Source organism: Amycolatopsis sp. CA-161197 (assembly GCF_050942255.1).
Lineage (GTDB): Bacteria > Actinomycetota > Actinomycetes > Mycobacteriales > Pseudonocardiaceae > Amycolatopsis.
Genome location: NZ_CP192059.1, coordinates 2,485,008 through 2,496,954, shown reverse-complemented (window position 1 = coordinate 2,496,954; position 11,947 = coordinate 2,485,008). Strand labels below are relative to the sequence as shown.

The window sequence follows — 11,947 nt, the reverse complement described above, 5'->3', positions numbered from 1 at the left end:
AGAACGCCGTGCCGCGGATCGCGTTGTGCCAGCTGAACTCGGGCGACGATCCGGAGGACAACCTGAAACTGGTTCGCTCCGGTGTCGAGGCCGCGGCGGCTGATGGTGCCCGGATTGTCGTGTTCCCGGAAGCGACGATGGCGCGGTTCGGGCGGCCGTTGGGGCCGGTCGCGCAGCCGCTCGACGGGGCGTGGGCGTCGGCGGTGTCGGCGATCGCTTCGGAGCATGACGTGGTGATCGTGGCGGGGATGTTCACCCCGGCCGATGACGGGCGGGTGCGGAACACGCTGCTGATCACCGGGCTGGGGGTGCGGTCGTCGTACGACAAGATCCATTTGTACGACGCGTTCGGGTTCGCGGAGTCGGACACGGTCGCGCCTGGGGACAGTCCCGTGACCTTCGAGGCGGAGGGGACGGTGTTCGGGGTCGCCACGTGTTATGACATGCGGTTTCCGGAGCTGTTCCGTCGGTTGGCGGATGACGGTGCGGACGTTGTGTTGGTGCCGACGTCGTGGGGTGCGGGTGAGGGGAAGCTGGATCAGTGGCGGGTGCTGGTGCGGGCTCGGGCGTTGGATTCCGGGTGTTGGGTTGTGGGGTGTGGGCAGGCTGATCCCTCCGTGTCGGGGATCGAGGTGAATCCGAAGGCGCCGACGGGGATTGGGCATTCTCTGGTGGCGGATGGGTTCGGTCGGGTGTTGGTGGAGTTGGGGGATGGAGCGGAGATGGTGGTGGTGGATCTCGACCCATCCGTGGCGGGGAAGGCTCGGGGGGCTACTGGGGCGTTGGCTAATCGGAGGTTGTGAGGGTTTCTCGGTCCTGGGTTCGTGGGTTTCGGTCCTCGCAGGGCGTGTTGCGTCAGGTGTGCACCCCGAAGCTGGATTGTGTTGACGGCCGGTGAGCCGTTGTCAAGGCGGGAAAGCGTGCCTTGACAACGGCTCGCCGGCCGCAAAGAGGCTTCGGATCGGGGTGCCGGGGCGGGGCTGGGTGCAGGTTTCGTCGCGTGGGTGGGCGGCGGTTGGTGAGGTTGGCGCGGCCTGGGCGACCCGTGAGTTGGGCAGGCGGGTGGCGGTTGGTGAGGTTTGCGCAGCCCGGGCGGTCCGTGAGTTGGGCAGGCGGGCGGCGGTCGGGTGGTGGCCAAAGCGCCCCAATGTGGCGTTCAGTGCGTTCAGCGCACCCAATGCGGCATTCGGTGCGCTCGGCGCACCCGAGGTGGCATTCGGTGCGCTCGGCGCACCCGAGGTGGCGGCTGGTGAGGGTGGACCCGGCCCAGGTTGGGCGTGAGTTGGGTGAGCGGCCGGCCGTCGGGTGGTGGCCGGAGCGCCCCAATGTGGCGTTCGGTGCGTTGGGCGCAACCAACGCCGCGTTGGGGAGGGCGGGCGGATGAGGTTAGCGGAGTAAGCCCTCGCGGATGGCGACGCGGACGAAGCCCGCGCGGCGGCGTTCGCCGGTTTTGTCGCGGATGCGGTCGAGGTAGGAGCGTACGGTGCGGACGCTGATGTTGAGGATTTCGGCGACGTCGACGTCGCGTTCGCCGGCGGCGACCAGGCGGAGGACCTGCTTTTCGCGTTCGGACAGGACGATTTTGGGGCCGGCGTGGCGGTCTTCGCTGTCCTGGATGATCATGCCGGCCAGGGTGGGTGAGACGTAGGCGTTGTCCTGGGCGATGGTGCGGATGGCGCGCAGCAACTCGTCGCCGTCGACGTCCTTGGAGAGGAAGCCCTTGGCGCCGGCCTGCATGGCGCCGAGGACTTCGGGCTGTTCGGCGTGGGCGGAGACGACGAGGACCTTGTGGCCCATGTGGCCGACCTCCAGGACGGCGGCCGCGTCCTGGACGCCGCGGAGTTTGAGGTCGAGGACAACGACGCTGCCGGCGGGCTGATCCTGCACGGCGAAGCGGGCGACAGAGTCGGCGACGGCCCCGAGTTCGATGTCCGGGGCCTCGGTCAGCACGCGCGCGACGGCGTCGCGGTAGAGCGGGTGGTCTTCGATCACGCCGACGCGAATCCGCTCGGGAGCGGCCGAACCCTCCGTGCCGCGGTCCGACGCGGGCGAGCCCGCCGTGGTGCCGTGGGGCGCGGTCGAGCCCGCCCCGGTGCGGTTCGTCACGGCCGAGCCGCCCGTCGCGCGGTCCGTTTCGGCGGAGCCCTCCGTGGCGCGGGTCCCTGCCGAGCCAGCCCTGGCACGGTCTGTCACGGCCGAACCCGCCCTGGCACGGTCCGTCGCGGCCGAGCCGCCCGTCGCGCGGTCGATCGCGGCCGAGCCCTCCGTGGCCCGGGTGGTCCCGGCTGAGACCTCCGCGGCGCCTCCCCCAGCGTCGGTCATGTCACGAAGTCCTTCCGGCGCCGCCGACCAGGCCGCGGCGGATGGCTTCCTTCACGAGGCCCGGGCGGCGGCGTTCGCCCGTTTTGTCGCGGATGCGGTCGAGGTAGCCGCGCACGGTGCGGACGCCGATGTCGAGGATGGCGGCGATGTCGATGTCCCGTTCGCCCGCCGCGACGAGGCGCAGGACCTGCTCCTCGCGGGGCGAGAGCTCCATCTCGGGCCGCGCCACCGGCCGTTCGGTGTTGTCCTTGATGATCATCCCGGCGACCACGGCCGACACGTACGAACCACCCTCGGCGACCGCTCGAATCGCGGTCAGCAGCTCGTCGACGTCCACGTCCTTGGACAGGAACCCCTTGGCCCCGGCGGAGATCGCGGCGAGCACCTGCTCCGACTCGGCCTGCGCCGAGACCACGAGCACGTGGTGCCCGAGCTCGCACACCTCCAGCACGGCGGCCGCGCCCGCGACCCCCGGCAGGCCGAGGTCGAGCAGCACGACCGAGCCCGGCGGCTGGCGTTCCACGTGGAAGCGCGCGACGGAGTCGACAACCGCCCCCAGCTCGATGTCCGGCGACTCGGCGAGCACGCGCTCAACCGACCGCCGGTAGAGCGGGTGGTCTTCGATCACCGCCACCCGGATCCGGGCGGACTGCGTCTCTTCGGCGCGTGGCCGTTCCTCTGTCATGTGCACCGACTCGCTCACCCTGTTCCACCCGACGGCACCGGCTGCCCGGCCGTGGCCGGATCCAGCGCGGGTCCCGTCGGCACCAATGCCAGGAGACCGCTCGCGAGCGCTTGCCTGGCCACGGAACCGTAACCGAGCGAGGCCAGCGCCGGGGCGGTCGCGACCGGATATTTTCTCCCCAGGTCCGTGACCAGGTAGGTCGTGCCGGAGCCCGTGTCGGAAACGACGGCGCCCCCCGAGGGCGGCACGTACACCTCGTCGGCCACGCGCGCGTCGCGCCGAGTCGTCACGGGCAGCGCGCGCCCGCCCGGCGGCACCGGGACGTCGGCGGAGACGAAGATCCGGCCGCCCTGCGCGCACAGCGTCACCGACGAGCCGGTGATCGGGGCCTTGCCGGGGATCCGGTCCGGGTAGGCGGCGGGGTCCGCGCCACCGGCCCGCGACGCCGCGACCTTCGGCACCGCGGCGACGTCGGCCGCGCGTACGCGCACCGGTGCCGGGTTGCCGTCGTACGCGCGTTCGTTGTCGGGCGTGGTGACGAGCAGGCTCGCCTCCGTCGGGCCGACGGGCTCGAGGCCGTCGGAGTGCACGAGGTAGTACGAAGCGGCGTCGCCGGCGCTGGCCATCGCGTCGACCACGGCGAGGACTTCGCCCACGCGGGTGTTCACGTCGCCCACCCGCGGGCCGGGGCCGCCGGCACCCGGCACGGCGATCTCGCCGAGGTCGCGCCCGGCGGGCACGGTGTCGATCCACCGCGACGACACGGCGATGGTCGGGTAGCTGTCGAACTGAAGCGCGGCGGCGGCTTCGTCGCTGAGCTGGTAGCGGCGCCCGTCGGTGACGAGGTAGCGCGGGCCCGCGGGCAGCCGGACGATCACGCCCGAGCCGCGCGGCAGCTCCGTTCCCCCGGCCGGCGCGCCGAGGACCACCGCCACGAGGGGTTCGGCGGACGCGGGCGCGTCCTGCGTTGTGCGGCTGCAGCTGGTCCACGGCGCGGAGACCAGTGCGGTCGTGGCCGGCAGGGAGTCGGGGGCGCCGGAGATGCCGATCTCCGTGCCGCGCGGGGCGGTGCCGAGGTCGGTGGAGGACACGGACACCGTCGCGTCGCCGTTGCCGCCCGCGAGGAGGCGGGCCGACGCGTAGTTGAGTACCGGGTGCACCGCGCCGTCGGCGCCGAACACGAACCGCGCGCCCGTGCCCTGCTCGACGATCACGTGCCCGCCGGCCAGCCAATCCTTGCCGCCGGAGGGGTTGAGCAGGCCGATCACGCCGAACACGGCCGTCACGAGCAGCGCGGCGGCCAGGCCCAGCACCGTGCCGAGGACGAGCCGGCGGCTGGGCGAGACGGGGTGATTGGCGTCGGCGGCCACGAGCGCGGAGACGAGCCGGCGCCGGAGGAACTGGTAGGCCTGGATCTGGTCCCGCTGCGTCCACACGCTGCCCTGGCCCCCTCACACCTTGTTCCGGGCGCGAGCGTAGGAGCGCGCGGAGCGGGCGAAGAGGGTAATTTTTACGCCCTCGTGCCGGTGTGTGGAGCACTAGCGTTACCGGTACCGCCCGGGGAAGGGGACGCCGTGTCCGTGTCAGCACCGCCGGCCCCACTCGCGCCGGCGGCCACCACCACGCCGCCTTCGCGGGCCGGCGCCGCCGCGCTGCCCTGGCTGCTGCCGGTCCGGCCGCTTCAGGCCGCGTTGTGGGAGATCGCGACGATCGCGGTGCTGCTGGTGTTCTTCGTCGACGGCGTCACGCAGCCCGCGCGGATCGCCGTGGCCGCGGTGGCCGCGGTGCTGGTGCTGACCACGTCGGTGCGCGTCGGTGGCCGCCACTTCGCCGCGTGGGCCGGCGCGTGGCTCGGCTACCGGCTGCGGCGCCACGACAGCCGCCGTGACAGCCCCGACCCGCTGCACCGCGTTGCCGGGCCCGTGCGAGTACGCCAGCACGTGGACCGCGCCGGCAACCGCTTCGGCGTCGCGGAGGTCGACGGCGACTGGAGCGCCATCGTCCGACTCACGCCCGGCGCGGCCGAGCCCCCGGCCGAGGCGCTGCTCGCCATCCTGCGCAAGTCGTTCCACGGCACCGACATCCCGCTCGCCGCCGTGCAGCTGCTCACCTGGGCCGTGCCCCGCGGCACGCAGGTCTACCGCGCACGCTGGCTCGCCGTCCGCTACCGCCCCGAAGACGCCCCCATCGCCGCCCTCGCCCGCGGCGGCGGCGAGCTCGGCGCACTGCGCAGCACGGCGAGCGCGGCGCTGAGCCTCATGGTCGCGCTGGCCGAGGCGGGCTATCCGTCCACTGTGCTCGAAGCCGGCGAGCTGACCGCGGAACTTCGCGTGGCCCTGGGCGTCCCCGCTTCCCCCGTGCCCCTGGAAACCGACGGCGACGGCTGGCGCGCCTGGTCCTGGGCCGGCGCCACCCAGTCCTGCTACCGCCCCCGCTCGACGCGCGGCCTCGCCGGCATCCTCGGCCTCTCCGTGGCGGACGCCGCCTTCACCGCCACGTCCGCCACCCTGCGCCGCACCCCGGGCGGGCGCGAACGCATCGACGTGACGCTGCGCGTCGGCGCCCGCTCGGGTGCGGAAACGCCGGTGGTGCACGGGGTTTCGGCCGTTCCGCTGCACGGCGGACACGAGGCGGGGGTGCGGCGGACGTTGCCGCTCGCGCTGACCTGAACCCCGCTCCCGCACCGGCCCGATTGGCACTCCGTTCGGCCCCCGAATCGGCCCTTCTGAGAGGGCCACCGGCCGGTTAGGGTCGGGCGCATGACGCTGGATCTCGCGGTGGCCAACGCGGCCGCCTTCTGGACGATCGTCGCCGAGAGCCGCGGCCACGCCGTGACCACGCGGCCCGGGTTCGTGTGCGTGCACGGCAGCGAGCGCAGCGGGATGCGGATCGTGCTGCGGACCGCGACCCCGAGCCCCGACGACGTCGCCGAGCTCACCGAGCTGGCGAAGAACGCGCCGACAGTCCTGGTCGAAGACGCGTACGGCACTGTCGACATGTCTCCCCTCGGCCTCACCGATCGGCAGCTGCCCGTGATGACCCGCACCGGCCCCGGCTTCGGCGAGCGCAGCGCCCTCCGCGCCGACACTCCGGATCTGCTCGCGACGGTGGAAAACGTGGTCGTCCACGGCTTCCCGCTCGGCCGCCACCAGCCCTACGTCCGCGGCGAGGTCTTCCCGCCCGCCCTGCTGAAGCGAGAAGGCGTCACCACCTGGCTCGTCACCCGCGACGACGAACCCGCCGGCGCCTGCCTCGCCATCGACGACGGCACGGCGGTCGGCCTCTACTGGGTCACGACCCTGCCGGCCCACCGTTCCCGCGGCGTCGGCCGTGCGCTCATGCACACCGTGCTGTCCGAAGTGGACGGGCGAACCGTCACCCTCACCGCCGCCAAACCCGGCAAACCGCTCTACGACTCACTCGGCTTCACGGCGGTCGGCTCGGCCACCTGGTGGTCCTAGGTAGGTTGTCGGCATGACGGTGGGCAGCGCGTTCTGGATCGCCGCGGTGCGGGCTCGCGAGTCCGAGCGCGAAGACCGGCTTTTCGACGACCCCTTCGCCCGGGAACTCGCCGGGGAACGCGGCTTCACGACGATGGCCGCGTCCGAACGCGCCACCGGCGGCGAGAACCCGTACATCCCCGTCCGCGTCCGCTGGTTCGACGACCTGGCCACGACGACACGGGACGTGACACAGGTCGTGCTACTGGGCGCGGGCCTGGACACCCGCCCGTACCGGCTGGACCTGCCGGCCACGCTCGACTGGTACGAAGTGGACCGTGCGGAAGTGTTCGCCACCAAGGAACCCGTGCTCGCTCAAGCCGTCCCGCGGTGCCGCCCCCACACCGTCGTCGCCGACCTCAGCACCGACTGGACGACACCCTTGCTCGACGCGGGCTGCCAACCCGGTGAGCGAACCCTCTGGCTCGCCGAAGGCCTGTTCTTCTACCTCACCGAAGACCAGATCGTCACACTGCTGAAGACCGCGGCACAACTCTGCGCACCGGGCAGCCGTTTCGCCGCCGACGTCACCGGCACCACCGGCCTCGACTCCCCCGCGATGCAGCCCTACCGAAACTGGTGCGCCGACAACGGTTTCCCGCCACCGTTCGGCTCCGACGACCCGGCCGCGCTGTTCCAAGCCGGCGGCTGGCACACGGACTACCTCACCGCACCGGGCGCGGCGGACGCGAACCACGGACGCCTCCACCCCCAGCCCGGAGGCGTCGTCCCCGGCCGCACCCACTTCGTGACCGCGACAACCTAGCCGCGCACGGCTTCGTACACCCCCGCGATCATCCCCACGAACGGCACCAGCGCCAGCAACACCAGGAACTCCGACACGTCCAGCAACCGCGACCAGTACGGCGACCGCACGCCCTTCGCCACGCGGGTCGCGTACACCAGGCAGACCACGGCGGCGATCAGCAAAGCCGCACCGGCCGCGAGAAGGACCGTGCGGTTGTCGGTCGCGATGAGCCACGCGCCGGCCGTGAGCACCGTGACGACACCGAAACCGGCCAGCACCAGGCGTTGCAGCCGGCCCGCGTACGACCGCGAACGCTGCACCCAGGCCACGCCCACCAAAGCCGCCAGGCCCGCTTCCCACGGCCCGCCCGAAACCGCGAGCGTCACCGCCGAAGCCAGCACGACGAGGCCCAAAGCCACGAGCAAGGCGGTCAGCAACATCTGCGCGTACGTGGTCCGGCCGATGACCTCCGCCCCGAGCGACGGCTGTTCGTTGGCCCGGAAGGATTCCATGTCGTCCGGCACCCGCGGCAGCGGCAGCCGGCCCAGGCGCAGCGCGAGCATCGGCGCCACGGCGGCCAACGCCGTCGCCAGCACCGCCGCGACCGCCGCCGCGGCGACCGGCTTCACCCCGGACAGCAGCACCACACCGGTCGTCAGCGCGCCGAGCCCCGCCGAACCCGTGATGGCCACGAAAAGCGGCAGCCGGTCGGCCACCGACACCGCGGCCAGCACGCCGTACACGGTCACCGCGGCCAGACCGGCGGCCAGCGGGCCGGCCGACAACGAGAACACGCCGTGCGGCGGCAGGATCGACATCCCCGCCAGCAGCGCGACGAACACCCCCGCCACCGCACCGGCCGCACCCGCGCCGGAATCGCCGTAGGCGCGGCTCAACGCGCCGCCGCCGAGCAGCAGGATCAACGACAACAGCCCCGTCGCGATCGGCGCCAGCACACTGCCCGCCGTCGACGCCTGCACCAGCAGCCCACCGGCCGCCAGCAGCACCACGGCCGCCGCGATGCCGGCGCACCGCGCGATACGAGGGCCCCACGCGGTGGACGCGGCGTCGCCGACACTTGCGATCGAGTCGACGACGTCGTCGAACAGGAGGGGTCCGCGGGGACGTTCGCGCGGCGTCAGGTGCAGCACCTCACCGTCGCGCACCTGCGCGGCGGCCACAGTGAGCCCGAGCGCGAGCGGCGCGCCGCCCAGCCGCGAGAGCACCCACCCCGGGTGCTCGGCCGCGGCCTGGCCCGTCGCGCCCGCGAGCCGCACGAGCTGCGGCACGAGCTCCGCGAACGTGCTCTGCTGCGGCAACGCCACGTCGACGCGGGCGCGCGGCGTCACGATCGTCACGCGCCGGGTGGACCCGGCCAGAGCCGGCGCGCTCACTGCACGGACCTGGACGCCTCGATCACCGGGGCGAACTTCGCACTGCTCGCCTCGGCCAGCTTCTGCAGGCCCGCGTTCACCGCCTCGAGCACGATCTCCGACAGGTTGCGCGCGTCGTACTCGCGGATCGCGCGCGGGTCGATGTCGATGGAGGTGAAGCGGCCGTCGCCGCGCAGCGACACCGTGACCTCGTTCTGCCGCGAAGCTGCCTTGACCTCCATGGCCTCGACCGAGCGCTGGATGCGCTGCACCTCCTCGGTCTGCCGGCGGACCTGCGCCAGCAGCTCGTCCATGTCCGGCACGGCGTACGGGTCGGTCACAGCTGTTCTCCTTCTCCTGCGGGGTGGGTGCGGCGGACGTGCACGCTGGCGACGAACTTCCGGAAGTCGGGGGTGAGGCGTTGCGCGGCCTCGGGTTCGGCCGTGAAGACGAGCTCCAGCACCACGCGCCCGATGGGACCGTCGGCGCCCGGCACGGTGAGGTGCACCTGCGTCTGCACCAGGTCGGTGCCCTCGCCGGTGCGCATCCGCAGCACCTGCGTGAGGCCGGGCGCGGCGGCGTTGCCGACGTCGTGGCGGCTCACCACGTCGAGCAGCGCCATGGTGCGGCCCAGCCGTTCCACGGCCTCGTCGGCGATCTCGGCCAGCGTCGCCGGATCGGGGCGCTGGCGGACGCCGAGCGTGATGTTGGGCGTGAAGCCGGCTTCGGGGTGCACCGCGACGAACGCGACACCCGGCGCGCCCGCCCCCGCCGGGTCGAGCGGCGTCCACCCCTCGGGGACGTCGAAACCCAGCGGGAGCGAGACGGTGTCGGAAGGCAGTTCTGTCACTGTGTCTTCACCAGGACCCCACGTAGTTCACGGCGTCGTCCCACGTGTGCCCGACGTAGTCCGCGGCCTCACCCGCCACGTTGCCGACGGCGTCGACCGCCGCGCCGCCGTACTCGCCGATGGTGTGGCCCAGTTTCGGCAGATCGATGTCGATCTTCGCCCCCACGCCCGCGCCGAGGCCGAGCGCGACGCCCGCCTTGAAGTTCACCTTGATGTGCCCCGCGTCGTACACCGCCTGGCCGTCGAGCTGCGCGCCGAGGCCGTACTGCAGGGTGCCGTTGGCGCCGACCCCGACACCGGCGACGTCGGCCGAGACCTCGCCCTCGACCTTGCCGCCGACGAACGCGTTGCCGTGCAGCCCCAGCCCGTGGGCGCCGAGCTGCGCCGAACCGCTCACCTCACCGCCGGCGAAGACCGACGCCTTCCCTTGCGCCTCCGCGACGCCGTACTCGAGCTTGCCGTCCGCGCTCTTGTCGAGCGCGGCGAGCTGGGCGTGGCCCGACGCCTTGGCGTCCCAGCCCTCGGAGGTGATTTTCCCGTCGTACTCGGGGGAAAGGCCGTCCTGGTCGTGCTGGGTCTTGTAGTAGGTGATCTCGGTGTTCTTGAAGGCCTTGTCCTTCAAGGTTTCCGGCTCCGGCTGGCCGAACGGCGTGTCGGCCTTCTTCGGCGCGCGGGTGCCCTGAAGGCCGTCCCAGGTGAGTTTCTTCCAGCCGGAGTTGCCGAACCACGAGGGCACGGTGCGCGGCCGGCTGCGCCCGTCGAGCGGTTCCCCGTTGAGCCAGTGCAGCGCGCCCGTGCTCCACTTGCCCAGCTCGTGTTCCAGCCGGCCGACGCCCTCGGGCGGGAAAAGCTGTTCCAGCGCTTCGGAAAGCTCGTCAGCCACCTGCTTGGCCATCGCGACGGCCTGTTCGCCGAGCGAGCGCGCGGCCGAGATGAACGCGCCGACCGCGTTGGGGTTGGCGGCCTTGGCCTGGCTGGTGAGCTGCGCGCCGTACTGGTCGAACTGCGCGAGCACGGAATCGAGTGCCTGCCGGGCCCATTGCAGCAGCTGCGCGGCCTTCGCCAGCCGCTGCGCCTGGTCGGCCAGCTTGGTGCCGTCTTCGGTCAGCTCGTCGGCGGACTTCTGCGCGGCCGTGACGTAGGCGGTGTAGGCGGCGCCGTCCCAGTCGGTGTGGAGGTCCTTGGCCGCCTGGGAGATCTCGGTCGCCTTGCCGGACACCGTCGACGCCTGCGTGCCGCACTGCTGCGAAGCGGTGTTCAGCGCAGCCGGGTCGCCCGTGACCCGGCGCTGGTACTCGAGGAGCACCTGCCGATACGACGACAGGACCGAGCTGACGACCCCGGAGGCGTCGACGGCCATGGCCTAGGCGCCCTTCGCGTCGATGCCGACGTGCTGCTGGAAGTGCTGGCCGTTGTAGGTGAGGTCCAGGTCGATGTCGAGGTCCTGGCCCGCGGGCGCCTCGACCGTCGACTGGCCGGTGGACAGGTCGGTGTGGATCACGACCTCGTTGGCGCCGGCGGGGGCGATCGGGCTGACGGTGCCGCCGGCCGGGGGCGTGCTCGGAGCCGTGCCCGGAGCCGAGGTGCTCGGGTCGACGGCGATCCAGCTGTTCGACGGGTCGAGCGGGGTGCCGTTGGCCGTCACCGGCGTGGTCGGCGTGGTTCCCGCGGTCCCGGCCAGCGCGGGCGGCGTGTAGTTCGTGAACGGCGGCTGCCCGGCCGGCGCGGTCGCCCCGCCGCCGACACCGCCGCCGGTGCCCCCGGCGATCGCCTGCTGCCCGGCCGCGCTCGCCACCGACGGCGGCGCCTGCGGAGCCGTGACCGGCGTGCTCGACACGGCCGTGTTGCCCGTCGCCCCGGCCGCGGCGGCCGAACCCGCGTCACCGCCGTGGAACAGCTTCTCGATCTCGCCGATGATCTGCGCGACCTGCGTGATCTGGTTGGCCAGATCCCCCGCGCCGAGCGCCTTGAGCAGCGCGCCGATCGCCATGATGAACGCCTTGAGCGAAGCGCTCGTGGCCGTGGACAGGGCCACGGCGGCGCCGTAGGTCCACCAGTTCGACATGAGCGACGCGACGGTGGGGTTCACCGCCGAGACCACCGAGCGGTAGGCCTCCTGCGCCGTCTTCACGAGCGTGCCGGACACGCCGAGCAGCTGCGCGCCCTTCTCGATCACCCCGATGATCTTCGTGAGCTGGTCGAGCGAGTCGGTGATCTTCTTCAGCGCCGTCTCCGACGCGCCGCCGGACCAGACCTTGCCCAGCTGGTCGGCCGCCTTGCTCAGCTCGGCGTAGAGCGACGCGAACTCGCTCGCCTTGTGCAGCAGGTCGAGCACGTGCTTCGCGATCTGCTCCGGCTGCCCGGTGACGATCTGCGGCAGCGTGGTGATGGGGCCACCCGAGGACGCCGTGGCGTCCATCGCGCTGGAGTTCGGGAATGTCAGCATCGGACCTCACTTGCTCGGGAGTC

Annotated in this window: 12 protein-coding genes; 4 read left to right on the top strand and 8 right to left on the bottom strand. The window is 72.6% G+C overall.

Features of this window, described 5'->3' with window-relative positions; translation table 11 throughout:
* Window positions 1-8: 8 nt before the first annotated feature.
* The gene (locus ACQPXB_RS12005; protein WP_432856577.1) at window positions 9-803 is read left to right on the top strand and encodes a carbon-nitrogen hydrolase family protein; all 795 of its coding nucleotides are present in this window, start codon (window positions 9-11) and stop codon (window positions 801-803) included.
* A 583-nt stretch (window positions 804-1,386) separates the two neighbouring features.
* Here ACQPXB_RS12005 and ACQPXB_RS12000 read toward each other — a convergent pair.
* The 3 genes from ACQPXB_RS12000 to eccB form a co-directional block, all read right to left on the bottom strand.
* Window positions 1,387-2,004 carry a response regulator transcription factor gene (locus tag ACQPXB_RS12000; protein WP_366585927.1) on the bottom strand — a complete coding sequence of 206 codons (618 nt, stop codon included), beginning with the start codon at window positions 2,002-2,004 and terminating at the stop codon, window positions 1,387-1,389.
* 319 nt (window positions 2,005-2,323) lie between these two features.
* Window positions 2,324-3,007 (bottom strand): response regulator transcription factor, encoded by a 684-nt coding sequence (locus ACQPXB_RS11995; RefSeq protein WP_364057430.1) that lies wholly within the window; start codon window positions 3,005-3,007, stop codon window positions 2,324-2,326.
* A gap of 14 nt (window positions 3,008-3,021) precedes the next feature.
* Window positions 3,022-4,443, bottom strand: a complete 1,422-nt coding sequence (eccB, locus tag ACQPXB_RS11990; protein ID WP_432851503.1) for a type VII secretion protein EccB — start codon at window positions 4,441-4,443, stop codon at window positions 3,022-3,024.
* A 138-nt stretch (window positions 4,444-4,581) separates the two neighbouring features.
* On the opposite strand from eccB, the gene ACQPXB_RS11985 reads away from it, so the two are divergent.
* The 3 genes from ACQPXB_RS11985 to ACQPXB_RS11975 all read left to right on the top strand — a co-directional run bounded on the left by ACQPXB_RS11985 (window position 4,582) and on the right by ACQPXB_RS11975 (window position 7,273).
* Window positions 4,582-5,676, top strand: a complete 1,095-nt coding sequence (locus tag ACQPXB_RS11985; protein WP_432851501.1) for a type VII secretion protein EccE — start codon at window positions 4,582-4,584, stop codon at window positions 5,674-5,676.
* A 90-nt stretch (window positions 5,677-5,766) separates the two neighbouring features.
* Window positions 5,767-6,468 (top strand): GNAT family N-acetyltransferase, encoded by a 702-nt coding sequence (locus ACQPXB_RS11980; protein WP_432851499.1) that lies wholly within the window; start codon window positions 5,767-5,769, stop codon window positions 6,466-6,468.
* 13 nt (window positions 6,469-6,481) lie between these two features.
* Window positions 6,482-7,273: a class I SAM-dependent methyltransferase gene (locus ACQPXB_RS11975; protein WP_432851497.1), complete on the top strand. Its 792-nt coding sequence runs from the start codon at window positions 6,482-6,484 to the stop codon at window positions 7,271-7,273.
* Here the strand turns inward: ACQPXB_RS11975 and eccD are convergent.
* From eccD to ACQPXB_RS11950, 5 genes are read right to left on the bottom strand one after another with little or no spacing between them, the layout of a single operon-like run.
* Complete coding sequence (gene eccD / locus ACQPXB_RS11970) at window positions 7,270-8,649, bottom strand: type VII secretion integral membrane protein EccD (protein WP_432851495.1); 1,380 nt, start codon at window positions 8,647-8,649, stop codon at window positions 7,270-7,272. The genes ACQPXB_RS11975 and eccD overlap by 4 nt on opposite strands.
* On the bottom strand, window positions 8,646-8,969 hold the full coding sequence (locus tag ACQPXB_RS11965) for a YbaB/EbfC family nucleoid-associated protein (RefSeq protein ID WP_220237990.1): 324 nt from the start codon (window positions 8,967-8,969) through the stop codon (window positions 8,646-8,648). The genes eccD and ACQPXB_RS11965 overlap by 4 nt, the downstream gene beginning before the upstream one ends.
* Window positions 8,966-9,478, bottom strand: a complete 513-nt coding sequence (locus ACQPXB_RS11960) for a hypothetical protein (protein WP_432851493.1) — start codon at window positions 9,476-9,478, stop codon at window positions 8,966-8,968. The genes ACQPXB_RS11965 and ACQPXB_RS11960 overlap by 4 nt, the downstream gene beginning before the upstream one ends.
* Before the next feature lie 7 nt (window positions 9,479-9,485).
* Window positions 9,486-10,838 carry a WXG100 family type VII secretion target gene (locus tag ACQPXB_RS11955; protein WP_432851491.1) on the bottom strand — a complete coding sequence of 451 codons (1,353 nt, stop codon included), beginning with the start codon at window positions 10,836-10,838 and terminating at the stop codon, window positions 9,486-9,488.
* 3 nt (window positions 10,839-10,841) lie between these two features.
* Window positions 10,842-11,924, bottom strand: coding sequence for a hypothetical protein (locus ACQPXB_RS11950; RefSeq protein ID WP_432851489.1), 1,083 nt, complete (start codon window positions 11,922-11,924; stop codon window positions 10,842-10,844).
* Window positions 11,925-11,947 lie beyond the last annotated feature (23 nt).

Bases quoted from the DNA above. Each gene is read 5' to 3' on its own strand.
- ACQPXB_RS11980 (WP_432851499.1), top strand. From the start codon at position 5,767: ATGACGCTGGATCTCGCGGTGGCCAACGCGGCCGCCTTCTGGACGATC.
- ACQPXB_RS11955 (WP_432851491.1), bottom strand. From the start codon at position 10,838: ATGGCCGTCGACGCCTCCGGGGTCGTCAGCTCGGTCCTGTCGTCGTAT.
- ACQPXB_RS11995 (WP_364057430.1), bottom strand. From the start codon at position 3,007: ATGACAGAGGAACGGCCACGCGCCGAAGAGACGCAGTCCGCCCGGATC.
- ACQPXB_RS11950 (WP_432851489.1), bottom strand. From the start codon at position 11,924: ATGCTGACATTCCCGAACTCCAGCGCGATGGACGCCACGGCGTCCTCG.
- ACQPXB_RS11975 (WP_432851497.1), top strand. From the start codon at position 6,482: ATGACGGTGGGCAGCGCGTTCTGGATCGCCGCGGTGCGGGCTCGCGAG.